We start from the raw sequence: 23,401 nt of genomic DNA, 5'->3' as shown, positions 1-23,401 counted from the left end.
TCCTCCGGGGCGTCAGGTGGCGGCGATGGCGCCCGCGGCGAGCAGGCCGAACAGGATGCCGCCCAGCGCGACCCGGTAGTAGACGAACACCAGGGTCGAGTGGCGGACGAGAAACTTCAGCAGCCAGGCGATCGAGGCGTACCCGACGACGAACGAGACAACGGTGGCGACGGCCGTGCCCGCGATCGGCATCGAGCCGTCGCCGACCTTGCGCAGCTCGAACAGGCCGGACAGGACGACGGCCGGGATCGACAGGAGGAAGGAGTAACGCGCGGCCGCCTCACGGGTGTAGCCGAGGAAGAGGCCACCGGTGATCGTCGAGCCGGACCGCGACGAGCCCGGGATCAGGGCGAGGCACTGGAAGCCGCCGATGATCAGGCCGTCGCGCATGTTGAGGTCGCCGATCTCGCGCTTCTGCCGGGCCGCCCACTCGGCGATCAGCAGCACGATGCCCATCACGATCAGCGAGCCCGCGTTGATCCACAGGTTGCGGGCCGGGCCCTCGATGGCGTGGTTGAAGACCAGGCCGACCACGGAGACCGGGATCGTGCCCAGGCCGACGTACCAGCCCATCCGTGCGTCGAGGTGGTGGCGGAGCTCCTTGTCGAACAGGCTGCGGAACCATGTCGAGACGATGCGGACGATGTCGCGCCAGAAGTAGATGAGGACCGCGAGCATGGTGCCCAGCTGGATCACCGCCGTGAAGGCCGCGCCCGGGTCCTTCCACTTGAGCAGTCGCGGCACGATCAGGAGATGGGCCGAGCTCGAGATCGGCAGGAACTCCGTGAGTCCCTGGACGACTCCGAGCACGGTCGCTTGCACGAAGTTCACGGGTGCGGAATCTCCTTCGATCGCCTCGTGACCGGGCGATGTTTCGCTGTTCGAGTGACCCAGGCAGCCTAGCGAGCCGGATGGGTGCATGAGGACGAACCACTCCGCGCCCGATACGCTCCGCAGGCATGGAACAGCGTCACCTCGGCCGGAGCGGCCTCTCCGTTTCCCGCATCGGCCTGGGCACGATGACGTGGGGCGGCGACACCGACGCCGAGGACGCCGCCGACCAGCTCGCCACGTTCGTGGGGGCCGGCGGCAATCTACTGGACACCGCGGACGTCTACTGCGGGGGCGACAGCGAGCGCGTGATCGGAGACCTGGTCCGCGACGTGGTCGACCGCGAAGATGTGGTGATCGCCACAAAGGCGGTGCTGACCGCCGAGGGCGCACGCGACGCGTCACGCCGCCACCTCCTGCGCGCGCTCGACGCCTCACTCGAGCGGCTCGGCGTGGACCACGTCGACCTGTGGCAGCTGCACGCGTACGACCCCGGTACGCCGCTGGAGGAGACGCTGTCGGCCCTGGACGAGGCGGTCACATCGGGCCGCGCGCGTTACGTAGGGGTGTCGAACTACGCCGCGTGGCAGCTCGCCACGGCGGCCACCTGGCAGCGCGCCTGGCCGGGCCGTACCCCGATCGTGTCCACGCAGGTGGAGTACTCCCTGCTGCGGCGCGACGTGGAGGACGACGTGGTGCCGGCGGCGCAGGAGCTGGGAGTGGGGATACTCCCCTGGTCTCCGCTGGGCCGCGGGGTCCTTACCGGCAAGTACCGTACGGGCATCCCGGCCGACTCGCGCGCGGCCGCCCCGCACTACGCCGACTTCGTACAGCCCTACCTCAACGAACGCGGCGGGCGGATCGTGGAGTCGGTCTCGACGGCGGCCGAGGGCCTCGGCGTGTCGCCGCTGGCGGTCGCGCTGAGCTGGGTACGCGACCAGCCCGGCGTGGTGGCGCCGATCGTCGGGGCGCGTACGGCGGGGCAGCTCGCCGTCATCCTCCAGGCCGAGGAGATCACGCTGCCGGACGAGATCCGCGACGCCCTGGACGACGTGTCCACCGAGGACGACTGACGTCCGATCTTCGGCCGCCTGGCATGGTCTTGAGCGCGCGGTACGGGTGACGTCATAGGGTGACCGTCGATGAATGACACATCCTTCGGTCTTCCTTCGGACCTGGTCGAGTTGTTCGCGTCCGCCGAGGTTCCGCTGCGACTCGCCCATGACGTGCTCGCGCGTCTCGGCGCGGGTGCCGCCAGGGAGCTGCGCGACAATCCGTGGCGGCTCCTGAGCGTGCCCGGCGTACGGCCCGAGCAGGCCGACTTCTTCGCGCGCCGGCTGCTCGGCCCCGACGCGGGGCCACAGGACCCGCGCCGCGCCGGAGCGCTGGCCGGGCACGTCCTGCTGCGCGCCGCCGGCGACGGTCACACCGTGACGCCCGCCAAGACGCTGCTGGCGGCCCTGGAGGCCTACGACCCGGGCGACGCCGTCGAGGCGGTACGCGGCGCGATCGGCGCCGGGGAGATCGTCGCCATCATGGACGAGGAGTCCGAGACCGAGCTGCTCGGCCTGGCCGGCCTGACGACCGCCGAGGACACCGTCGCCGAGGGCCTGGCGCGCCTGACCGCGACCGCCGACCCGCTGCCTCCCGCCGAGGGCGTGCCCGCCACGGTGTTCGAGCACGGCGTGTCCCTGCTCACCGGTCCCCTGGAGGCGGTCGAGGAGACCGTACGGGCGCTGGCGGGCGGCGCGGCCGTCATCGTGACCGCGGCCACCGACCGGGCGGCGCGCGCCGCGGGTGGTTCCCTGTCGGTGCACCGCCTGCTCGAGCCGGGTGCGGACGGATACGGCCGCGGCGTCGAGCAGCCGCTGGAGGCCGACATCGTCGTCGTCACCGAGGCCAACTTCCTGGACGTCGAACGCGCCGCCGCCCTGGTAGACGCCTGCATGGACGGCACCCACCTGGTGCTGGCCGGCGACCCGGCGGCACCGTCACCGCGTACGCCGGGCCGCGTGTTCGGCGACGTGATCGCCTCCGGCGTGATCCCCGTCGCCGACCTCGAGCGCTCCCCAGGCGGCGCGATCGAGCGCGTCGCCGCCGCGGCACGCTCGGGCGAACTCCTGCGCGTGGACCCGTCGGACCGCACGGTGGTGATCGTGCCGGCCGGCGAGGCACGCGAGGCGGCGCACCGCGCCGTGCAGCTCGTCACGGACTCGATCCCCCGTGCCCTCGGTATCCCGGCCGAGGAGACCTTGGTGGTCACGCCCGCCCAGCGCGGCGAGGCCGGCGTGAACGCGCTGAACCTGGCACTCAAGGAACGCCTGAACGCGGGTCCGGGCCCGTACGACCCGGGCGACCGCGTGGTGGCGGTGACCGACCTGCCGCAGGCGGCGGCCGGAGAGTTCGGGACGGTCGTCGCGGCGAAGCCGGACTCGGATGCCGTCGAGGTCACTTTTCCCTCCGGTACGGCATCGGTGCCGGCGGTGGCGCTGCGGCACGGCTGGGCGGTGACCGTACACCGAGCCCAGGGCACACGCTGGGCCGCGGTCGTCGCCGTCCTGCCCGGCGAGGCGGCAGGCTCCCTGACGCGCCCGCTGGTCGTCGGCGCGTTCACGAGGGCGAGCCGCCATCTGTCGATCGTCCATGCCGCGGGACCGGAACTCGCCCAAGCCGTACGCGACCGCCCGGAACCCTCACGCCGCACCCGGCTCGCCGACCTCCTCCGCGAGAACCTCACCGACCTGTAGCCGCAGGCCGCCATCGCACCGTCACGCGGGAGGTCACTCCCCCGTCCCCAGCCGCTGTTCGGCCCGGCCGGTCATTCGATCAGGTCCTCAGAATCGCCGATCTCGACGATCTCAAGGTCCATGTCAAGCTCACCGATCCGCTGAGCGCATCGAGCGAGGGTAACCTGCGAGAACGTCATTAGTGCACGTGGCGTGGCCTCACGTTCGGCGAATGCCAGCACAACCTTTCGTGGCCGGAAGTCTTCGGGCAGATCTCGTGCTCCATTACTGACCTCCCGCACCCGTGCACGGAAGCTCTCCTGGGCGTCTGCCTGTCGGCGTAGCGCTTCAGCGGATACCGTCGCCTGATTGAATAGATGGCTGGCCGAAACGGAGTCACCCAATCGCTTTACATGGATCAGCTCGTTGTCGGGGCCTAGGAGATCACAAGCCTCGATGCCACGATCATGCTGTTCAGTCCGAATGAGTTTTCGATCAAGACACAGCAAAGAGTCATTCTGCGCCGACGCGTACTCGTTGTATCGACGTTCGATTACAGGACCAACGCCGTTCTTCTTTTGTGTCTTCGGCCAGGCCGGAAGCTCAAGCATGGACCGTTGCGCGAAGATCCGCGATATCTTGCCGCGGAGCATATCGAGATAAGCACTGCCAATGTTGAACCAGCGTCCTTGGTGAAAGACGTATCGCTGCCCGTGCAGGTCGTCCTCAAAAGTGATCCACTTATCGCCGGAGATCGCCCTGCTGACGGCACCACCGTTGGCATCGAGAGCCTGAATCTTGATTCGCTTGAGCGCCGCGAGACGCGTTTCGGACGACCGTTCGGCGAGCGCACCTAAGAGGTGCTCCAGCTCCAGCGTGTCGGGCCGGTCGTCCCATCCCCGTCCGAGTCCGGCCAGGAAATAGCCGTCAGCTTCGCCGTAGTCTTCTTCCCACTCCGCAGGCCAGCTCAGCGCGATACGTTGCGCGCCGGGTATCAGCGCCTCTGCGAGACGCTCCTTCAAGGTTTCGACCGCAGGATCTCCCGAGCGGAGGGGCTTGGTCTGCTCGAAGTGCTCAAGGCCGGCGATAGGAGACTCGTGTTCCACGACGGTGTGCAGGAACCGGAGGTCAGCGAGCAACCCTTCGGCCTCACGGCCTAGGGGGATGCTGAGTCCATCGGCGCCGCGAATGGTCACGGCGTCGTTGCCGCTGCCACGAGCTGCCGTGAGTCCTGCGGAAGAGACACGGCCGACCAACCGGCTGACGATCTCGCCGATCTCCTCCATGCCGAAGGCGTCCAGCGTCGCACCACCCGGGACCGTCGTGCGTGCGGTGCGGGCGAGCGTGTCCATGGTGTGAACGGTAAGCGCCCGCACTTGTTCAGGATTGGCTCTGCGTAGCGCGAAACGCAGACCAAATCCTGGATCGATATCGCCTGGCTCGACGATCAAATGGCCGAATCCCCACGATAGGGTGTAGACGTATCTCTCATATGGCACCAGCAGAACCGCTGCAGAAGTATTGTTGGACAGATCCGGGGAAAGGTCCACCAACGACTGTACGTGCGACAGCCATTTAGGCGATGAACTCGCGATCACCCCAGCAACCAAGAGTCCATCCACCCCGGCGACGAGGACATCCCATGCGCGAAACTCCTCTGCATCGAGATACTTGGACTGAATGTGGGATCTAAGCTCATCATCCTGACGCGAATCCAGCCGATAGAGCGATACTTTACGAGACATAGACGGTCGTCGCGGCATGAGCATTCCTCCCCGGTCATTCACCTATCCGATCGATAAGGCCATGATTCAACATCCGACACCGCAGCTCCATCCCCGGAATCAGGGGTCGGCAAGAAGCGGCCGAGTCATAGCAAGATCGACAATGTGACGATCGTTCGTTGGGCAGTCTGTGCCACTCATCCGCGTATGCCTGCGTATCTGCTCGGCGGGCTTGGCTCGAAAAGCGACAGCGTGGGGAACGGCTCCTCCGGCTGATTGCCGAGCACCCTAAGGCCGACCGCACGGCCTGTTCAGCGTGCTGATGAGGTCGAACCCGGCTCCGAGGCCGTGAGCGTGACAGAATCGTCGCGGTCAGTTGCCGGCGACCAGCACCGGGATCGTGAGGGCGATGAGGACGGTCAGGGTCCAGAGCGCGGGGGCCGAGCCGAGGACCTGTTCCCGGCGGGCGGTGGCGCGGACGGCTTCCGTATGGCTGCGCGCCACCCACCAGGGGTTCTCCCGATGCTCCAGCCACGCATAGGCCGCCCCCAGGGCGCCGCCATAGGCGAGATGGCCGACAAGGCCGGGAAAGGCCGCGGCGATGGCCACGGCGCTCCACCTCGGCGGCTGGCCGAGCAGCACCGGCAGCAGGGTCAGGGCGCCGAACACCCACCAGAAGAAGCCGTACGACAGTCCCCACCCCAGCCCCGACGTCAGGTCGTAGCTGCGTCCGCGGAACAGCACCGCGTACGAGACGCCGATGAGCTGGGCGATGACCAGGTGCACGATCCAGCCGGCGACGGCGCCGCGGGCTCCCACCAGGCGGGCCACGGTGGGGAGTACGTCCACGGTTCCCCACACGAAGCCGAAGACGACCCCGCCGACCAGCCCGGACAGTGCGCCGTAGCCGACGGCGCGCAGGCCGCGGGTGCCGGCCTCGTGGTGGAGGAGCCGCACGTCGTCCACGAACAGGCTGCGGGCGAGTGAGCCGAGCCAGCCGAACACCGCTGCGGTTCCGGCGCCCGCCAGCAGGTACGGCGGCAGCCTGGTCGTGGCCGCCGCCACGGCGGGCTGGGACCAGTCGAGGCGGCCGTGATCGAACAGCGGGGCGAGGGTGAGGCCGACCACGACCCACCACAGGAAGCCGTACGCGGTTCCGCGTACGAGAGCGGGCCCGGTGCCCTCGGCCCGGCCGGTGAACACGAGCGGATAGCCGATCCCCATGCAGACCGCGATGGCGGGGAGCCACCCCAGGCGCCCGGCGCCGAAGGCGAGAACGAGGAAGCCGCCGGCGACCACGGCGGCGAGCAGACCGCGGAGCAGCGTTTTCGGCCTCAGATGATCTTTGACCTCCGCCTCGCCGCCTCCGCGGGACAGGAAGGCGAAGACGACGGCGGTGACCACACCGTAGTAGAGGTGGCCGAGCAGGCTGGGTACGGTCGCCTGCGCCGTCCGCAGGCTCCAGGTCACCGGGGTTCCGGCCAGCAGCGGCAGCAGGGTCAGGGCGCCCAGGAACCACCAGAACACGCCGTACGCCAGGCCCCAGAACACCAGCTCGTACGACCGGATCCGCTGGTGCACGGCGAGCAGCCCGAACCCGGCGCCGACCAGGGCCGCGATCACCATGTGCAGCGCGAAGCCGAGCACGGGAGAGCCGGACCGGGCGAGCGCGGCCACGGACGAGAGCAGGCCGAGGGAGCGCATCGCCGCCCCGAAGACCAGGCCCCCGGCCAGCCCCGCGAGCATGCCCGGCAGCGCGCCCTGGGGAAGCGCGGCCGTACGGGCGGGCGTCACTGGACACCCCGCGCGGGAACCGGAGGTTCGGCGGGGGGACCGGTGACGACGATGTCGCGGGGGAAGACCAGGTCCAGGCTCCAGTCGAGCAGGACGCGGAGGCGGCGTTCGAGGCCGGGCAGTTTGGCCAGGTAGATGCCGCGCCAGAGGAGCCAGGCGCTCAGGCCTGAGAAGGGGTGGCCGCGGATCTCTCCGGCGGCGGTGCGGTGGCCGAGCGCGACGAAGATTCCGATGGTGGTGAAGCGGAACGGTTTGGGGCGGCGCCCTTTCAGGACGGCGGCGATGTTGTCGGCGACGGCCTTGCCCTCGCGCATCGCGTGCTGGGCGGTCGGTGGGTACGGGGTGCCGTCGGCGGCGGGGATCTGGGCGCAGTCGCCGATCGCCCAGACGTCCTCCAGCTCGAAGGTGCGCAGCATGCGATCGACGACGACCGAGCCGCCACGGCCGTGTTCGCCGGGCAGGGTCTTCAGCAGGGGGCTGGGCCGGTTGCCCGCGGTCCAGACGAAGGTCGCCGTCGGGATCACCGCTCCGTCGCCCAGCCGTACGTCGCGGTCGGTGACGCCGCTCGCGCGTACGCCGAGACGGAACTCGATCCCGCGGGCCTCGAGCTTGCCGAGCGCGTACTCGCCGAGGCGCTCCGACAGCTCGGGCAGGATCCGCCTGCCGGAGTGGATCAGGACGAAGCGCGGCTCGTCCGGGTGGATGCCGGGGTAGAAATGGAGCACGTCGTGGGTGAGGTCGTACAGCTCGGCGACCGCCTCGGTCCCCGCGAACCCGCCGCCCGCCACGACGAAGGTCAGCAGCCGGGACCGCGAGGCGGGATCGGTCTCCTGGTCGGCGCGCTCCAGCAGGGTCAGCACCCGGTCGCGCAGCCGCGCGGCGTCGCCGAGCGACTTGAGCGTGAAGGCGTGCTCGGCCATGCCCGGCAGGTCCAGGAAGTGCGGGACGGAGCCGACGGCCAGCACGAGGTGGTCGTAGGGGACGACGGCTCCCGTCCCGAGGCGGACCAGGCGTTGTACGACGTCGACCTCGACGACGCGGCCGTGCCGGAATCTGGTGTGGGCGACGGCCGCACGTACCGGTGTGCTGATGTGCTGGGCCTCCAGGCCACCGGAGGCGACCTCGGCGAGCATCGGCGTGAACAGCAGGAAGTTGGAGTCGCTGATCAGCGTCACCTCGACGCGGTGGCCCCGCAGGCTCAGCCGTTCGAACCGGCGCGCGGCACTGACGCCGCCGAACCCGCCGCCGACGATGACGACGCGCGGTACGCGTGCCGGGGGTTCGGCGGGGCGGCGGCCCGCGCGTTCGTTGAAGCGGGTCACGGACAGGTGGAAGAGCGTGCCGGCGAGGGCGCCCTGGAGCAGTGAGCCGACGAGTTCCGGATAGGCGGCCGTGGCGGCCGCGATCGACCAGGTCGGGGTGGTGCCGCGCAGCAGCGGGTCCACGGTCAGCCACCAGACCACCCAGCCGAGCAGGCCGAGCAGCAGGCCGCCCGACGCGGACACCGCCGGGCCGAAGGGCCGCCGCCCGACGATCGCGCCGAGCAGAGCGCCCGTGACCGCCGCGTACGCCGCGAAGGCGGCCCAGCCGTACGTGCCGTGGGACGCGAGTAAGTGCTGCCAGGTCATCAACGCGCCGAACACCAGCCCCGACACCAGGCCGCTGCCCATCCCGATGACCAGCCTGGCGCTGCCCCCGGGCGCCGTAGGTCCGTACTCCTGCAGCCGCATGCCGCTTCACCGTCCCGCGCCGTGAGCGGCCCCGCCCACTCGTCCCAGGCCGTGCTCGCCCCAGCGTCGCACGAACAGCCCGGGTTGTCCCGCCTGTGCCTTGCCCGCCTCTGTCCCGTTTGGTGCGGACGCAGCCGGGAGATACTGGACTCATGCTTTCGATCGGGTTAACACTCCTCGGAGTGATCGTCGGGCTCGTGGTGATCGCCGCCGTCTCGGATCTGCGCCGCCGCCGCAGGAACGAGGCCATCAAGGATCCCAACCGCATCTGGCTGCCGATACGTGAGACCCGCCGCGACGTCCAGGCATACCGCGCGCTCTCACGAGGCAGCGGAGGGCCGGGCACGGGCTGGATGGACGACCGCCGCAGGTAGGCACCGAGGGGTCGTTCACAAGGTGTAGCAGGAGATCTCATTCTCCGCGGCTGCTGACCCCAGGGCGATCCAGCCCTTCCCCACGCCTGCCTGTGACCAACCACCACAGCGCGCGACCGCTCGCGGTGTCCAGCATCACTGCGCGTCCGTACCGGAAGCCGAAGGCCTCGACCCGCCATCGCGAACCGCCGCCATGAGCGTCGAACCCCCGCAACGTGGTCCGGCAGTCACCGTCGTCGCCGACGCCGACGATGACGGTCCGCGCGGTCGTCAACGCGGCCTGCCCGCCGTACGCACCGTCCAGCGGGCCTGCCCGGTCCGCGGATGGCGGCGGGTGACCGCGCACCCTCCGGAGCCCGTACACGCGGCGGCGTAGGTCGCGTCCCGGAAGACCGTGGCGCCGCCCCGCTGCCCGAAATCCCGGTGCCACAGCTCCCGTCCGGTGGCCGGATCGAGAACGTCCACCCGCGCGGTGACATGGTCGTCAGAGCTCTGCCCGTACGCCATCGCCACGACATCGGTGCTCACCATGACGACAGGAGCCGCCCCGTCGTAGGTGTCGGCCTGGCGCGTCCACCGCCGTTTCCCACCAGGTCGGCCGAACACCGTCCGGCCGCACCATGTTCGGCATCCTTTCTCCGGTCGCGGGTCCCCGGGCCGTACGGCTTGCGCGATTTGCTTGAGCGAGCTAAATTTTGCTCATGCGAGCAAGAACCTTCACCGAGTCCGGCCGGCGAGCCCAGATCGTGACGGCGGCGATCGAGGTGATCGCCGAGGACGGCTACGCCAAGGCGTCGTTCAGCCGGATCGCCAAACACGCCGGACTGTCGAGCACCGGCATGATCAGCTACCACTTCGCAGGCAAGGACGACCTGCTCGCGGCGTGTGTCGCCGAGATCGAGGAGGTCACCGGGGCGTTCATGCAGCCGTACCTCGACGCCGCCGTCGGCCACGTCGCGCAGCTGCGCGCCTACGTCGAGTCGAACGTCGCGCTCGTCGGCGAGCATCCCGCCGCCGTCCGGGCGCTGATCGACATCGTGAAGAACGGCGCCGCGCAGAGTGCCGGCGTCAACGGACGTCTCGCCCTGTTCGAGGAGCACTTCCGCACCGGGCAGGCGGCGGGCGTCTTCTGTCCCTTTGACACGCGGACCGTGGCGACCGCCCTCACCAGTGGCCTCGACGCCGTCGTCGTCGCCGCGGTCGCCGACGCGCCCGGACCCACCGAGCTCGCCCGCCTCGGCCGCGAGCTCGCCGACCTGTACGTGCGGGCGACCGCATTCGACGAGAGAGGATCCGCGTGATGATCGACGTGAGGCCCGAGGTGAAAACCGAACCCGACGTGGGTCTGCGCCGCTTGATCCGCGCCAACGTGGTGACCGTCGTGTTCGAGGTGGTCGTACCGATGGTGCTGTTCTACGGTCTGCGCGCCGCCGGTGTGAGTCAGTGGTGGGCGCTGATGGCCGGCGTCCTGGTGGCCGCGCCGTACGTGCTGTGGACGATCGTGCGTGACCGGCGGGTCGACCTCATCGCCATGGTCACCCTCAGCGTCCTGGTGCTCTCCGTCGTGCTCGGCCTGCTGTCGGACAACCCCCGCACCCTCGCGATCCGGGAGGGATGGACCGCCGCGCTGGGCGGGCTGTTCGGCGCGTGGATGCTGGTCACGGTCTTCGTCGGCAGGCCCGCCCAGCTGACGATGGGCCGTGCGATCGCGGAGGTCAAACGCGGCGCCGAAGGGGCGGCCGCATGGGCGGCCCGCTGGGATACCGACCCCCGGTTCCGCCGCGGGCTGCGCGTCAACACAGCCGTCTGGGGCGCCGTGCTGCTCGCCAGCGCGGTCGTGCACGTCGCACTCGTCTACACGCTGCCGATCGACCTCATCTCCGGGGTCACCACCGCGGTGTGGTTCGCCACGCTGGCCTGCCTGGTCTGCTGGCACGTCTGGTACCTCCGCAAGGAGGACCTCGATGCCTGACGTCCTGGTGGCGGGCGGGGGCCCGACCGGCCTGCTGGCCGCGTACGAGCTGGAGCGTGCCGGGCTCGACGTGCTGGTCCTCGAACGCGACGCCCGGCCGGCCACGCAGTCGAAGGCACTCGCCCTGCAGCCCCGGTCGATCGAGGTTCTGGAGGACCGGGGCCTGCTCGCCGCGCTCGAGCCGTACGTCGAGGCGCGGCTGCCCGCCGGGCACTTCTCGGGCATCCCGATCGACTACACCGACCTGCCGACACGCTTCCCGTACCAGCTCGGCATCGAGCAGGCGCACGTGGCGGCGGCGATCGAGGCGCGGCTGCGTACGCCGGTGCTGCGCGGCGCGGCCGTCACCGCCGTCGAGCAGGACGCCACGGGCGTCACGGTCACCGCGGGTGGTCGCGTCCACCGGGCGGGGTGGCTCGTCGCGGCCGACGGCGGGCACAGCACGGTCCGTACGCTGCTGGGGGCCGCGTTCCCCGGCACCTCGGCCCGGATCTCGCTCGTCGTCGCCGACCTCACGCTCGCGAGGAAGCCCGCCGGGCTCGCTGACGAGTGGCGGCTGCCGTCGGTCGCGTCGGGGTTCCTGCTGCCGCTCTCCGGCGGCCGTTACCGCGTGGTCGTCGGTGGCGAGGAGCAGCAACGGCTCGACCGCGACGCGCCCGTCACGGCCGGCGAGGTGCAGCGGGCGCTGACCGCCGCACACGGGCCGGAGATCGAGGTGGGCGAGGTGCTCTGGGCCTCGCGGTTCGGCGACGCGGCGCGGCAGCTGGAGCGGTATCGCCACGGCCGCGTGCTGTTCGCCGGCGACGCCGCGCACATCCACCTCCCGGTCGGCGGCCAGGGGCTCAACCTGGGCCTGCAGGACGCGGTGAACCTCGGCTGGAAGCTGGCCGCGCAGGTCCGCGGGCACGCCCCCGGCGGGCTGCTCGACAGCTACCACGACGAGCGCCACCCGGTCGCCGCCCGTGTGCTGGTCAGCACCCGGGCGCAGGGGGTGCTCGGCGTACCCCACCCCGACGCGTCGGCGGTCCGGGAGATCGTCACCGGGCTGCTCGCCGCGCCCGACGCACGCCGCGGCGTCGCGTCGGAGCTGTCGGGCGTCGGGATCATCTACCCCGGCACCACCGGCCGCGCCACCGACGTCCCGGCCGCACCCGACGGCCGCGCCGTACTCGTCGGCGCGTCACTGCCGGCGGGCTGGTCCGACCGCGTCGAGACCCGCGACGGCACGGAGCCGCTGCTCGTGCGCCCCGACGGCTACGTGGCATGGGCCGGCGGACCGGGCCTGGACGCGACGCTGCGGCGGTGGTTCGGCCCCCGGGCACCGGCCCACTCGGACAGAACGTCGGTATCGGCATAGCAGCGGTGGCGCCGGGCACCTCCGCGGCCGCCCGGTTGCAGCAACCGCGATCTTCACAGAATCCCCACAGATCGTCCGCGTGATCTCCGCGGCGGGCTTCTAGCGTCGCGGACATGCAACGGATCCTTGTGGTCGAGGACGAGCCCACGATCGCGCAGGCGGTCGCCGCGCGGCTGGGCGCCGAAGGCTTCGAGGTACGGGTGGTGGGCGACGGGCCGACGGCGGTCGAAGGGTTCCGGGCCTACGTTCCCGATCTGGTGGTGCTCGATCTCATGCTGCCCGGCATGGACGGGCTGGAGGTCTGCCGCCGGATCCAGGCCGAACGGCCGGCTCCGGTCCTGATGCTGACCGCGCGGGACGACGAGACGGATCTGCTCGTCGGGCTGGCGGTGGGAGCCGACGACTACCTGACCAAGCCGTTCAGCATGCGCGAGCTGACGGCCCGGGTCAGGACGCTCCTGCGCCGGGTGGAGCACGCCGCCGCGCTGGCCGCCGCGGCACCCGTACGTGACGTCGTACGGCTCGGTCCACTGGAGATCGACCGGGCCGCCCGCAAGGTCTCGGTGGACGGGGCGCCCGTGCACCTCACGCCCATCGAGTACGAGCTGCTCAACAGCCTGGCCCGTACGCCGGGCACGGTACTGACCCGGGCGGTCCTGCTCGAACAGGTGTGGGACTGGTCCGACGGCGCGGGGACCCGGGTGGTCGACAGCCACGTCAAGGCGCTGCGCCGCAAGCTCGGCGCGGACCTCATCCGTACGGTGCACAGCGTCGGCTACGCCTTGGAGATCACTCCGTGAACCTCCTCCGGCGGTTGTGGACGGCGTTGCCGCGACCCCTGGACCCGATGCGATCCATCAAGGTCAAGCTCGGTCTCCTGGCCGTCTGCAACGCCTGCGCCGGCGGGCTGATGCTGGTGTGGGGGTACGGCCTGGGCGTACGGGGCCGGATCACTCTCCCCGTCGCGCTGCTGATCTCCGTCGTGATGACCCAGATCCTGGCGCACGGCATGACCTCACCGTTGCGCGAGATGACGGCCGCGGCGCGGGTGATGGCACGCGGCGACTACCGTCGCCGGGTCCGGGTGACCTCCAGGGACGAGGTCGGCGAGCTGGGCCGGGCCTTCAACCGGATGGCCGCCGATCTCGCCGAGGTGGAACAGCAACGCCGGGAGTTCGTCGCCAACGTGTCCCACGAGCTCCGTACTCCCATCACCGCGCTGCGGGCGGTCCTGGAGAACGTCGCGGACGGGGTCACCCCGGCCACCTCCGAGGTGATCGAAGGCGCCGTGGCGCAGACCGAACGCCTCGGCCGCCTGATCACCCAGCTACTCGACCTGTCACGCGTCGAGGCCGGCGCGGTCTCCCTGGACCTGGCGAGCTTCGAGATCGGCCCGTTCCTGCGTGCCGCCGTCGCGGAGGCCCGGGTCGGCCATCCCGACCCGGTCTTCACGGTACGGGCCGAATCCGGCCTCACCGTCCGCGCCGACCGCGACCGCCTGCACCAGGTCGTCGCCAACCTCCTCGACAACGCGGCCCGGCACAGTCCGCCCGGCGGCACGGTCACGGTGACCGCCGGGCCGCAGGCCGGCGCGCTCTCCCTTCAGGTCCAGGACGAGGGCACGGGGATCCCGGCCGGCGAACGCGCCCAGGTTTTCGAACGCTTCTCCCGGGGCTCCGCCTCGCACGTCGGCTCCCCCGGCGGCGGCACCGGCCTGGGCCTCGCCATCGCGCGCTGGGTGGTGGACCTGCACGGCGGACAGATCGCCGTGGCCGACTCCGCGGCCGGTTGCCTCATCCGCGTCCTGCTTCCACAACCCATCGAAGGAACGTCATGACCGATCTTCCCCAGCCTCCCGGGCCACATCTCCCGCCCCACCTCGCGGAACCGGAACGGAGACAGCCCGTCCAGGCCCCCTCCCCGCCCATGCCGTCCGGGGTGGCCTGGTCGGGTTCGGCCGAGGTCGCCGGGGCGACGCGGAGCGAGCCGCTGCTGGTGGTGTGGCCGCAGGCGCCGCGGCCGGTCTCCTCGGTGCTGGTGGCCGGGGCGGCGGTGGCAGGTCTGCTCGCCGCGACCTTCTTCCCTGGTCGCCTGGGGCTGAACGTCCTGGTCGTCGGGGTGGCCGTACCGGCCGCACTGTTCCCGGTGGCCCGCCGCGACCGCACGTCGCTGGTGTTCGCCGCGCTCGCGGTGGCGCTGCTGGCGCTGCCCGCTCTGGTGGACGCCGGCTGGATCACCGCCCTGGCGATCACGCTGGCCGTACCGCTCGGGTCGTACGCCCTGACCGGCGGTCGCTCCTGGATCGACCTGCTCGGCGGCGGGCTCTCGCTCCTGCCGGCCGCCTGGCACTCCGTGCCCTGGGCGGGCCGCGGCCTGGCCACGGGCGCCCGGTCCATGAGCGGCCCGACGAGGCGAATGGCCGGTTCGCTGCTCGTCGCCGGCGTGCTGCTGGGGGTGTTCGGCGCACTGTTCGCCACCGCGGACGCCGCGTTCGGCCGGGCCGTCTCCGGGCTGGTCCCCGATCTCTCGGTGGGGCCGCTGATCCTTCGGATCGTCATCTTCGGCTGTACCGCCACCCTCGTCCTAACCGGAGCGTTCCTAGCCGTCGCCACGCCTCGCTTCAACCGGCCGCCCGCGGCCTCCCCCGTCGGCCGTACTCCCTGGATCATCCCGATCGCCGCGCTCGACCTGCTGTTCCTGGCGTTCGTCGCGGTCCAGGCCGACGTGCTGCTGGCCTCCGACAAGGATCGCCTGCTGCGCTCCACCGGCCTGTCGTACGCGCAGTACGCCCGGCAGGGCTTCTGGCAGTTGCTGATCGTCACCGGCCTGGTCCTGATGGTCGTGGCCGTCGCCGTCCGCTACGCCCCGACCGGCAACCGGCCGGACCGCGCCACCGTCCGCACCCTCCTCGGCCTGCTGTGCGCCCTGACCCTGGTGGTCGTCGCCGTGGCACTGCGCCGGCTGTACCTCTACGAGGATTCCTACGGCTGGACGAGGCTGCGGCTCTGGGTGCACGCCTTCGAACTCTGGATGGGCCTGCTCATCGTGCTCATCGCCATCGCCGGCATCCGCCTCAAGGCGGCCTGGCTACCTCGCGCATTCGCGGCGAGCGGAGCGGTCGGCCTGCTGGCCCTCGGCCTGCTCAACCCGGACGGCTTCATCGCCGCCCGCAACGTCGACCATTTCCGGCACACCGGCAAAGCCGATCTCACGTACCTGTCCTGGCTGTCCGCCGACGCGGTCCCCGCCCTCGACCGCCTCCCCGAGCCACAGCGCTCCTGCGCCCTGCGCCATCTCGACGACGCCCTCCGGCACGGCGACTCGTGGACCAGCCTCAACCTCTCCCGCACCCGGGCCCGCGCCCTGCTTCGGCGCCACCCGATCCAGCGGTCGCCTACGTGCTGAGCCGTCCAGATGCGCCGGTCCCATGGCCGGAACCAGCCTCCGACGCTTGATCCCGACCCGAGCAGGCCGAACGACATATGGGCGCATACCCCGGACTCGGGGGTAGCCGAAAGCTGAGGTTGATCTGACAATCGAATCCTCAGCGCCGAGGTTCGGGGGCGAAATGGCACAAAAACGGCAGACCTATGCAGCCGCCGTATAGTGTTTACAGCCTTACATATACCGACGAGGACACGACCGGAATAAACTTCGCCACCATCAGCCAGGAAACCGGCTGGATACTGCCACCCGAAGCGTATACGAGAAAATCATGGTGGGAAGCCGCAGATCAGGGCGGCTACGGTGTTGCCTGGCGGAGCGTGGGATGGCGACTCGAATGGGTGGATCTCGACCGCCGGATCGCCTACTTCTCTCGCGCCAGAAGGCGCTGGAAATTTGTCACCATCGGCACCACGGCGGCACTGACGGTATTAATCAACCTATTAACAAACGAGGCGACCAGCGCCAAAAGCACGGTCAGTGCAACCATAGTGTTCAGCATCGCGGTTCTGATAACCATGCTTCTCCTTCTCTTCGGTCAAGGCGAGAGCAACAGCCGAACCGGGAAGAAAAAACGCAAGAGACAGGACGCTATTGGCGCAGGCGCGATCACTACTCTAATCTTACTGGGGTTACTCATCCTGTATTGGCCGTCTCGTTCGGACGGCTGGGATGTCCTCTATCAGGGGAACTTTCACGACGCATCCCAGGGATGGACAGTAGGCAAGAGCGGTAGCGGCGAAGAGCGCTACACCTCCGGTGCATACCAGATGGATGCGGCACGAGGGAAGGCTGAATGGTCACCCGCGCCGATAGTCAGAATGGGCGCCAATGTTCGCCTCACGGCCGTAGCGCGAATGATCTCCGGAAACGGAGGATGGGGCGCCTGGTGCCGCGGCACCCCCAATAATGACTCGCGTTACGAGTTCAGCATCACCCATGCCGGATACGCTTATATTAGAACACCGAACCGGACAACGGCCGCCACAGCAATACCCCATTTCGACGCATTCAGGGACAATCGGATTGTAGCCGAATGCAACGACGCTCCCCACACGAGCGGAGTTCGACTCACCCTGAAAGTAAACGGCAAACAAATTGCATCGTACCTCGAGGCCGGATCGCCACTACTGGGCCCTGGTGCGATGGGAATTCACACGTTCACCTTTGTGGACGTCGAAGGGGCTCCCGCGGCCGTGAGATTCAGCTACTTCAAGATCGAACAACGACAATGAATGCCACGCCCGCGCAAGACGGTCCCGCATGAACGAACGCGCCCGCGGGCGGCAGCGACTCATATGTAGCCGCCTCGAGCCCTCCGCCAGGCCCGAGCCCGTTTGCCGGAGGAACCACCGGGTATTCGGCCTCGACGGTATCCGGGTTCGACACGCAGGACTGGCATTGGCGCTGACCACACGCCGTTTTCGCTCACCGGTAGCGACCACGGCGTCGCTGCGCGTCTGGTAAGTAAGTACTGACTGGCCAGCTCCTTGGACGTGATGTTCAATAGGGTCCGTTGAAGGGGAGCGATATGGCATTGAAACGAGACTGGCGACGCGTCGGCGCGGCGTCGGCGACGTTGTCCGCCGGGGCGCTCGTGTTCTTCGCCGCGGGGACCGGTACGGCGTCGGCGGAGACACCGACGGCCGTGACCGGCGTCGACGAATGCAAGCTCGGCAAGCTGCTCTGCGGCCTTCTCGGCGCAGGGAAGGGCACACCCGCGGCGCCGCCGAAGGCGTCCACGAGCGCGCCCGCGAAACCCAAGCCCGCCGCGAAACCCAAACCGAAGCCCAAGCCGAAACCCGCGTCGAAGCCCGCGCCTCCCGGCGGCGGCGACTCGGTCGGCGTGCCGCCCCCGCTTCCGGTGGGCGGCGGCGCCAGCGTGCCCGTACCCGAGTCATCTCAGGCGGCGCCCGCGCTGCCCGAGATCGCACCGCAGGATCCGCTCGTCGTTCCCGAGTCGGCGCCCACCGGTCAGGTACCGGCACAGCTCGTCGCGGAGTCGGCGCCGGCCGGTGACACGGTGCCGCCTGCGCTGGTCGCGACCGCCTCGGGCCTGATCGGCGCGGTGGCCGCGCTCAACCTGAGCGTGCTGCGCCGGCGGCGGGAGGACTGACTCCCCGGCGAGAACGCCGGCCGCCACGCAGGAGACCGTACGGCGGCATCCGCCGTACGGTCTCCATCGCAGCGTTCCGGTGCGGGGTCAGCCGACGGCGTGGACTCCGCCGTCGACGTGCACGATCTCGCCCGTCGTGGCCGGGAACCAGTCCGACAGCAGGGCCACGCAGGCCTTCGCGGTGGGTACGGCGTCGGAGACGTCCCAGCCGAGCGGCGCACGCTCCGGCCACACGTCGGTGAACTCACCGAAGCCCGGGATGCTCTTGGCCGCCATCGTCTTGAGCGGGCCCGCCGCGACCAGGTTGACGCGGACGCCCTCCGGGCCGAGGTACTTGGCCAGGTAGCGTGCGGTCGACTCCAGGCCCGCCTTGGCCACGCCCATCCAGTCGTAGACCGGCCACGCGATGGTGGCGTCGAAGTCGAGCCCGACCACCGAGCCGCCGGTCTTCATCAGCGGCAGGCAGGCCGCCGTGAGCGACTTGAGGGAGTACGCCGAGATCTGCACGGCGGTCGCGACGTCGTCCCACGACGTGCTCATGAAGTTGCCGCCCATGGCGGTCTGCGGCGCGAACCCGATCGAGTGCACCACGCCGTCGATCCCGTCGACGTGCGCGCGTACCTGGTCGGCCAGGCCGTCGAGCTGTTCCTGGTCGGTCACGTCCAGCTCGATCACCGGCGCGGACGCCGGGAGGCGCTTGGCGATGCGCTCCACGAGCGACATGCGGCCGAAGCCGGTGAGCACCAGCGTGGCGCCCTCCTGCTGTGCCAGCTTCGCGATGTGGAAGCCGATGGAGGCGTCGGTGAGGACGCCCGTGACGAGGATCCGCTTACCGTCGAGAATGCCCATTCAGTGCCCCATTCCAAGTCCGCCGTCGACCGGGATGACGGCCCCGGTGATGTAGGCGGCGTCGTCGCCGGCGAGGAACCGTACCGCTTTGGCGATCTCTGTGGGTTCGGCGATCCGGCCGAGCGGGATCTGCTTCTTGATCTCGGCCTGCCGGTCCTCGCCCAGAGCCGCGGTCATGTCCGTGTCCACGAAACCCGGCGCGACGACGTTGACGGTGATGTTGCGCGAGCCCAGCTCGCGGGCGAGTGACCGGGCGAAGCCGACGAGTCCGGCCTTGGACGCCGCGTAGTTGGTCTGGCCGCCCGAGCCGAGCAGGCCGACCACCGACGAGACCAGGATGATGCGGCCCCTGCGCTTGCGCATCATCCCGCGTACGGCGCGCTTGGAGACGCGGTACGCACCGGTCAGGTTGGTGTCGACCACCGAGGTGAACTCCTCCTCGCTCATCAGGGCGAGCAGGTTGTCCCTCGTGATGCCGGCGTTGGCCACCAGCACCTCGACCGGGCCCTGCTCGGCCTCGACCTTGCCGAACGCCGCGTCGACGTCCTCGGCGCTGGTGATGTCGCAGCGTACGCCGAAGAGATCTTCGGGTGGCTCGCCGGAACGGTAGGTCACGGCGACGGCGTCTCCCGAGCTCTTGAGCTCGTGGGCGATGGCCAGCCCGATTCCCCGGTTTCCACCGGTGATGAGGACTGAGCGAGTCATTCGGAAACCTCCAGGTTCGATCGTGGCGAGCCTATTGGGCTACCACCGGGTAGCACGAGCGCGGCACCGCCAAGGGTGACCTGCCGGTATTTGTAGGACGCGATAGGTTGCACCGGTGCGAGAGATCGATCCAGACTTTGCCGCCCTTCCGCTGCGCGCGCTCGCCGACGCCGCGCTCTCGCGGGCCCGTGACCTCGGCGCCGAGCACGTCGACTTCCGCCTCGAGCGCATCAGGCGGCAGACCCTCCGACTGTCCGACGGCCAGCTGGAGACCGCGGCCGACGCCGACGACCTCGGTTTCGCCGTACGCGTCGTCAAGGACGGCACGTGGGGGTTCGCGGCCGGTATCGACCTGACGACCGACGCCGCCGCCCGGGTGGCCGAACAGGCGGTCGAGGTCTCCAAGGTGGCCTCCGCCATCAACCGCGAGCGCATCGAGCTCGCGGCCGAGCCGTCCTACGGCGAGCGCACCTGGGTCTCCTCCTACGAGGTCGACCCGTTCTCGGTGCCGATGAGCGACAAGGTCGCGCTGCTGGCCGACTGGAGCCGCCGGCTGCTGGCCGATGACCGGGTCGCCCACACCGACGCCTCGCTGCTCCAGGTCAAGGAGAACAAGTTCTACGCCGACGCCGCGGGCACGGTGACCACCCAGCAGCGCGTACGCGTGACGCCGGTCGTCAACGCCGTCGGCCTGTACGAGGGCGGCTTCGACACGATGCGCAGCCTGGCCCCGCCGGTCGGGCGGGGCTATGAGTACCTCACCGGCACGGCATGGGACTGGGACGCCGAGCTGGCCCGCATCCCCGAATACCTCGCCGAGAAGCTGGCCGCGCCGTCGGTCGAGGCCGGCGTGTACGACCTGGTCATCGACCCGTCCAACCTGTGGCTGACGATCCACGAGTCGATCGGGCACGCCACCGAGCTGGACCGGGCGCTGGGCTACGAGGCGGCGTACGCCGGCACCTCGTTCGCCACGCCGGAAAAGCTGAACAACCTGCAGTACGGCTCCAAGGTCATGAACATCGTGGGCGACCGCACGGCCGAGCACGGCCTGTCGACGATCGGCTACGACGACGAGGGCGTCGAGACGCAGAGCTGGGACATCGTCCGCGACGGGCGGTTCGTCGGCTACCAGACCGACCGGCGCATCGCGCACCTGACCGGGCGGGAGCGCTCGAACGGCTGCGCGTTCGCCGACTCTCCCTCCAGCATGCCGCTGCAGCGCATGGCGAACGTCTCCCTGCAGCCGGCGCCGGGCGGCCCCTCCACCGAGGAGCTGATCTCCGGCGTGGACCGCGGCATCTACATCCTCGGCGACAAGAGCTGGTCGATCGACATGCAGCGGTACAACTTCCAGTTCACGGGCCAGCGCTTCTACCGGATCGAGAACGGCCGGCTGGCGGGGCAGCTACGGGACGCGGCGTACCAGGCGGTCACCACCGACTTCTGGAACTCCATGGAGGCCGTGGGCGGCCCGGAGACCTACGTCCTCGGCGGCGCGTTCAACTGCGGCAAGGGCCAGCCCGGCCAGGTCGCGCCGGTCAGCCACGGCGCGCCCTCGGCACTGTTCCGCGGCGTCAACATCCTCAACGCGGTCAAGGAGGCCGGTCAGTGAGCAGCACGGGGAGCACCCCGCAGGAGACGGTCGAGCGGGCACTGGCGCTCTCGCGTACGGACGGCTGCGTCGTGATCGCGGACGAGTCCAGCGGGGCCAACCTGCGCTGGGCCGGCAACACGCTCACCACCAACGGCGTCACGCGCTCGCGCCGCCTCACCGTCATCGCCATCGCGGGCGACTCGACCGGCATGGTGTCGCGGGCCGGTGTCACTCCGGACCAGGTCGAGGACCTCGTACGCGCGGCGGAGCGTGCCGCGGAGGAGAGCGGCCCGGCCGAGGACGCCGCGCCGCTCATCGACGCCGCTCAGGCAGGCTCGGGCGGCGCCTGGGACGACCCGGCGGCCGAGACGTCGGTCGGGGTGTTCGAGGGATTCGCGCCGGCGCTCGGCGAGGCGTTCGCCGCGGCGCAGGACGACTCGCACCTGCTGTACGGCTTCGCGATCCACGAGATGAACTCCACCTTCGTGGGCACGTCGGCGGGGTTGCGGCTGCGATCGGACGAGCCGACGGGCAAGTTCGAGCTGAACGCCAAGACCTCCGACATGGGCCGGTCCGCGTGGGCCGGCACCGGCACCCCGGACTTCCGCGACGTCGACGTCGCGGCCATGTCCGCCGGTCTGGCCAAGCGGCTGAAGTGGGGCGAACGCCGGGTCGGCCTGCCCGCGGGCCGCTACGAGACGCTGCTGCCTCCCGGCGCGGTGTCGGACCTGATGATGTACATGTACTGGTCGGCGGGCGCGCGCGACGCCCAGGACGGCCGTACGGTCTTCAGCCGTCCGGGCGGCGGCACGCGCGTCGGCGACACCCTGTCGAACCTGCCGCTGCGGCTCCACAGCGACCCGAGGGCACCGGGCCTGGAGTGCACGCCTTTCGTCGTCGCCCACGCGTCCGGCCGCGAGTCCTCGATCTTCGACAACGGCCTCGCGCTGAACCCCGTCGACTGGATCTCCGAGGGAAGGCTCGCCGCGCTGCCCCAGACGCGCCAGTCGGCCGCGCTGACCGGCCTGCCGCTCACCCCGGGGGTGGACAACCTCCTCATGGAGGTCCCGGGCGCCACGGCGACGCTGGACGAGATGGTGGCGAGCACGCGCCGTGGGCTGCTGCTCACCTGCCTGTGGTACATCCGTGAGGTCGACCCGCAGTCGCTGCTGCTGACCGGCCTCACGCGCGACGGGGTCTACCTCGTGGAGGACGGCGAGGTCGTGGGCGAGGTGAACAACTTCCGCTTCAACGAGAGCCCGGTGGGCCTGCTGTCACGGCTGAAGGAAGCCGGCCGTACCGAACGCTGCCTCAGCCGGGAGTGGTCGGACTACTTCACCCGCACGGCGATGCCGTCGCTGCGCGTCGCCGACTTCAACATGTCGACGGTGAGCAAGGCCAACTGAGGCGCTCTTCCCGCGACGCGCGCCGGCGCGCGCGTCGCGGTGACGTCTCTGCACGGTGGTTAGGATCGCGGGACGGCATCGCGTGTCGGTCACCGTCCGGGTGAGGCATGGAGGTGCCCGTGAGGTTGCCTTACGGAGGCACTCCACACATGTCAGCCGAGTTGAATCACACCATCGTCCACGCACGGGACAACCGGGAGTCCGCCGAGTTCCTCGCCCACATCCTGGACCTTTCCGTCGGCGCCACATGGGGCCCGTTCGTTCCGGTCGCCACCGGCAACGGGGTCACCCTGGATTTCGCCGCCGTCCCACTCGAGTCGATCACCGTGCAGCACTACGCGTTCCTCGTCTCCGATGAGGAGTTCGACACGGCGTTCGCGAGGATCGAGCGGGCCGGGATCGCCTACTACGCCGATCCGCACCTGAAGCAGCCCGGCGAGATCAACCACAACCACGGCGGCCGTGGCCTGTACTTCATGGACCCGGCCGGACATGGCATGGAGATCATCACCCGCCCGTACGGGAGCCATTCGCCCTCGTGAGGCGCCGGTAGGTTCGGTCGCGGCTCGGCCCGTACGAACGACAACGAGGTCCGGGGCGTGGCCCGCCGTTCCCGGCGGGCCACGCCCCGGCGACGTCGAAAGCGCGCCGGCCACCTCGTCCCGCCGGGTCAGGAGTCCTCCGGTACGTCCGGGAGGTCGACCCGCAGTCGCTGCCGCTGACCGGCCTCACGGCCAACTGAGACCGCGCTTCGCCGCGACGCGCACCGCCGTGCG

Annotated in this window: 21 protein-coding genes; 14 read left to right on the top strand and 7 right to left on the bottom strand. The window is 70.1% G+C overall.

Annotated features, from left to right (window positions below):
• Nucleotides 1-12: 12 nt before the first annotated feature.
• A complete protein-coding gene (locus FB559_RS35515) occupies nucleotides 13-831 on the bottom strand; it encodes an undecaprenyl-diphosphate phosphatase (protein ID WP_141961289.1) in 819 nt (272 codons plus the stop codon).
• A gap of 128 nt (nucleotides 832-959) precedes the next feature.
• Between FB559_RS35515 and FB559_RS35510 the strand changes: the two genes are divergently transcribed.
• Together FB559_RS35510 and FB559_RS35505 are read left to right on the top strand one after the other, a co-directional pair.
• Nucleotides 960-1,904 carry an aldo/keto reductase gene (locus tag FB559_RS35510; protein ID WP_141961288.1) on the top strand — a complete coding sequence of 315 codons (945 nt, stop codon included), beginning with the start codon at nucleotides 960-962 and terminating at the stop codon, nucleotides 1,902-1,904.
• A 69-nt stretch (nucleotides 1,905-1,973) separates the two neighbouring features.
• Nucleotides 1,974-3,578 (top strand): ATP-dependent DNA helicase, encoded by a 1,605-nt coding sequence (locus tag FB559_RS35505; protein ID WP_141961287.1) that lies wholly within the window; start codon nucleotides 1,974-1,976, stop codon nucleotides 3,576-3,578.
• 71 nt (nucleotides 3,579-3,649) lie between these two features.
• On the opposite strand, the gene FB559_RS35500 is transcribed toward FB559_RS35505, so the two are convergent.
• From FB559_RS35500 to FB559_RS35490, 3 genes are all read right to left on the bottom strand, one after another.
• Nucleotides 3,650-5,320 carry a DUF6119 family protein gene (locus tag FB559_RS35500; protein WP_185792551.1) on the bottom strand — a complete coding sequence of 557 codons (1,671 nt, stop codon included), beginning with the start codon at nucleotides 5,318-5,320 and terminating at the stop codon, nucleotides 3,650-3,652.
• Nucleotides 5,321-5,653: 333 nt separating this feature from the next.
• Complete coding sequence (locus tag FB559_RS35495; protein WP_141961285.1) at nucleotides 5,654-7,075, bottom strand: hypothetical protein; 1,422 nt, start codon at nucleotides 7,073-7,075, stop codon at nucleotides 5,654-5,656.
• Nucleotides 7,072-8,805: an NAD(P)/FAD-dependent oxidoreductase gene (locus tag FB559_RS35490; RefSeq protein ID WP_141961284.1), complete on the bottom strand. Its 1,734-nt coding sequence runs from the start codon at nucleotides 8,803-8,805 to the stop codon at nucleotides 7,072-7,074. Before FB559_RS35490 ends, FB559_RS35495 begins: the two co-directional genes overlap by 4 nt.
• A 152-nt stretch (nucleotides 8,806-8,957) precedes the next feature.
• On the opposite strand from FB559_RS35490, the gene FB559_RS35485 reads away from it, so the two are divergent.
• Nucleotides 8,958-9,179, top strand: a complete 222-nt coding sequence (locus tag FB559_RS35485) for a hypothetical protein (RefSeq protein WP_141961283.1) — start codon at nucleotides 8,958-8,960, stop codon at nucleotides 9,177-9,179.
• A gap of 270 nt (nucleotides 9,180-9,449) precedes the next feature.
• On the opposite strand, the gene FB559_RS35480 is transcribed toward FB559_RS35485, so the two are convergent.
• Nucleotides 9,450-9,710, bottom strand: coding sequence for a hypothetical protein (locus FB559_RS35480; protein WP_141961282.1), 261 nt, complete (start codon nucleotides 9,708-9,710; stop codon nucleotides 9,450-9,452).
• A 170-nt stretch (nucleotides 9,711-9,880) separates the two neighbouring features.
• On the opposite strand from FB559_RS35480, the gene FB559_RS35475 reads away from it, so the two are divergent.
• The 8 genes from FB559_RS35475 (at nucleotide 9,881) to FB559_RS35440 (ending at nucleotide 18,068) form a co-directional block, all read left to right on the top strand.
• Nucleotides 9,881-10,480: a TetR/AcrR family transcriptional regulator gene (locus FB559_RS35475; protein WP_185792550.1), complete on the top strand. Its 600-nt coding sequence runs from the start codon at nucleotides 9,881-9,883 to the stop codon at nucleotides 10,478-10,480.
• On the top strand, nucleotides 10,480-11,151 hold the full coding sequence (locus tag FB559_RS35470) for a VC0807 family protein (RefSeq protein WP_185792549.1): 672 nt from the start codon (nucleotides 10,480-10,482) through the stop codon (nucleotides 11,149-11,151). The genes FB559_RS35475 and FB559_RS35470 overlap by 1 nt, the downstream gene beginning before the upstream one ends.
• On the top strand, nucleotides 11,144-12,508 hold the full coding sequence (locus FB559_RS35465; protein ID WP_141961280.1) for an FAD-dependent oxidoreductase: 1,365 nt from the start codon (nucleotides 11,144-11,146) through the stop codon (nucleotides 12,506-12,508). The genes FB559_RS35470 and FB559_RS35465 overlap by 8 nt, the downstream gene beginning before the upstream one ends.
• A 113-nt stretch (nucleotides 12,509-12,621) precedes the next feature.
• Entirely contained in the window at nucleotides 12,622-13,308 is a 687-nt protein-coding gene (locus FB559_RS35460) for a response regulator transcription factor (protein ID WP_141961279.1), read from the top strand.
• Between the two features lie 47 nt (nucleotides 13,309-13,355).
• Nucleotides 13,356-14,345 carry a HAMP domain-containing sensor histidine kinase gene (locus FB559_RS35455; RefSeq protein ID WP_141961278.1) on the top strand — a complete coding sequence of 330 codons (990 nt, stop codon included), beginning with the start codon at nucleotides 13,356-13,358 and terminating at the stop codon, nucleotides 14,343-14,345.
• Between the two features lie 89 nt (nucleotides 14,346-14,434).
• Complete coding sequence (locus FB559_RS35450; RefSeq protein ID WP_185792548.1) at nucleotides 14,435-15,913, top strand: DUF4153 domain-containing protein; 1,479 nt, start codon at nucleotides 14,435-14,437, stop codon at nucleotides 15,911-15,913.
• Nucleotides 15,914-16,098: 185 nt separating this feature from the next.
• Nucleotides 16,099-17,187, top strand: coding sequence for a hypothetical protein (locus FB559_RS35445; RefSeq protein ID WP_141961276.1), 1,089 nt, complete (start codon nucleotides 16,099-16,101; stop codon nucleotides 17,185-17,187).
• A 296-nt stretch (nucleotides 17,188-17,483) separates the two neighbouring features.
• Nucleotides 17,484-18,068 carry a hypothetical protein gene (locus FB559_RS35440; RefSeq protein ID WP_141961275.1) on the top strand — a complete coding sequence of 195 codons (585 nt, stop codon included), beginning with the start codon at nucleotides 17,484-17,486 and terminating at the stop codon, nucleotides 18,066-18,068.
• Nucleotides 18,069-18,155: 87 nt separating this feature from the next.
• Here the strand turns inward: FB559_RS35440 and fabI are convergent, their stop codons facing one another.
• Both fabI and fabG read right to left on the bottom strand, forming a co-directional pair.
• Entirely contained in the window at nucleotides 18,156-18,917 is a 762-nt protein-coding gene (gene fabI / locus FB559_RS35435) for an enoyl-ACP reductase FabI (protein WP_141961274.1), read from the bottom strand.
• Entirely contained in the window at nucleotides 18,918-19,622 is a 705-nt protein-coding gene (gene fabG, locus FB559_RS35430) for a 3-oxoacyl-[acyl-carrier-protein] reductase (protein ID WP_141961273.1), read from the bottom strand.
• A gap of 115 nt (nucleotides 19,623-19,737) precedes the next feature.
• Here fabG and FB559_RS35425 point away from each other — a divergent pair, with 115 nt between their 5' ends.
• The 3 genes from FB559_RS35425 to FB559_RS35415 all read left to right on the top strand — a co-directional run bounded on the left by FB559_RS35425 (nucleotide 19,738) and on the right by FB559_RS35415 (nucleotide 23,167).
• Nucleotides 19,738-21,237, top strand: a complete 1,500-nt coding sequence (locus tag FB559_RS35425; protein WP_141961272.1) for a TldD/PmbA family protein — start codon at nucleotides 19,738-19,740, stop codon at nucleotides 21,235-21,237.
• Entirely contained in the window at nucleotides 21,234-22,625 is a 1,392-nt protein-coding gene (locus FB559_RS35420; protein WP_141961271.1) for a metallopeptidase TldD-related protein, read from the top strand. The genes FB559_RS35425 and FB559_RS35420 overlap by 4 nt, the downstream gene beginning before the upstream one ends.
• Nucleotides 22,626-22,774: 149 nt before the next feature.
• The gene (locus tag FB559_RS35415; protein ID WP_141961270.1) at nucleotides 22,775-23,167 is read left to right on the top strand and encodes a VOC family protein; all 393 of its coding nucleotides are present in this window, start codon (nucleotides 22,775-22,777) and stop codon (nucleotides 23,165-23,167) included.
• Nucleotides 23,168-23,401 lie beyond the last annotated feature (234 nt).

The sequence above is a fragment of the Actinoallomurus bryophytorum genome, from assembly GCF_006716425.1.
GTDB lineage: Bacteria > Actinomycetota > Actinomycetes > Streptosporangiales > Streptosporangiaceae > Actinoallomurus > Actinoallomurus bryophytorum.
The sequence above is the reverse complement of the archived record's forward strand: the minus strand, read 5'-3'. Positions and strand labels throughout refer to the sequence as shown.

Coding starts and splice junctions, on each gene's coding strand:
- FB559_RS35510 (WP_141961288.1), top strand. CDS start 960: ATGGAACAGCGTCACCTCGGCCGGAGCGGCCTCTCCGTTTCCCGCATC.
- FB559_RS35505 (WP_141961287.1), top strand. CDS start 1,974: ATGAATGACACATCCTTCGGTCTTCCTTCGGACCTGGTCGAGTTGTTC.
- FB559_RS35500 (WP_185792551.1), bottom strand. CDS start 5,320: ATGCCGCGACGACCGTCTATGTCTCGTAAAGTATCGCTCTATCGGCTG.
- FB559_RS35490 (WP_141961284.1), bottom strand. CDS start 8,805: ATGCGGCTGCAGGAGTACGGACCTACGGCGCCCGGGGGCAGCGCCAGG.
- FB559_RS35485 (WP_141961283.1), top strand. CDS start 8,958: ATGCTTTCGATCGGGTTAACACTCCTCGGAGTGATCGTCGGGCTCGTG.
- FB559_RS35480 (WP_141961282.1), bottom strand. CDS start 9,710: ATGGTGAGCACCGATGTCGTGGCGATGGCGTACGGGCAGAGCTCTGAC.
- FB559_RS35475 (WP_185792550.1), top strand. CDS start 9,881: ATGCGAGCAAGAACCTTCACCGAGTCCGGCCGGCGAGCCCAGATCGTG.
- FB559_RS35470 (WP_185792549.1), top strand. CDS start 10,480: ATGATCGACGTGAGGCCCGAGGTGAAAACCGAACCCGACGTGGGTCTG.
- FB559_RS35465 (WP_141961280.1), top strand. CDS start 11,144: ATGCCTGACGTCCTGGTGGCGGGCGGGGGCCCGACCGGCCTGCTGGCC.
- FB559_RS35460 (WP_141961279.1), top strand. CDS start 12,622: ATGCAACGGATCCTTGTGGTCGAGGACGAGCCCACGATCGCGCAGGCG.
- FB559_RS35455 (WP_141961278.1), top strand. CDS start 13,356: ATGCGATCCATCAAGGTCAAGCTCGGTCTCCTGGCCGTCTGCAACGCC.
- FB559_RS35450 (WP_185792548.1), top strand. CDS start 14,435: ATGCCGTCCGGGGTGGCCTGGTCGGGTTCGGCCGAGGTCGCCGGGGCG.
- FB559_RS35445 (WP_141961276.1), top strand. CDS start 16,099: ATGCAGCCGCCGTATAGTGTTTACAGCCTTACATATACCGACGAGGAC.
- FB559_RS35440 (WP_141961275.1), top strand. CDS start 17,484: ATGGCATTGAAACGAGACTGGCGACGCGTCGGCGCGGCGTCGGCGACG.
- fabI (WP_141961274.1), bottom strand. CDS start 18,917: ATGGGCATTCTCGACGGTAAGCGGATCCTCGTCACGGGCGTCCTCACC.
- fabG (WP_141961273.1), bottom strand. CDS start 19,622: ATGACTCGCTCAGTCCTCATCACCGGTGGAAACCGGGGAATCGGGCTG.
- FB559_RS35415 (WP_141961270.1), top strand. CDS start 22,775: ATGTCAGCCGAGTTGAATCACACCATCGTCCACGCACGGGACAACCGG.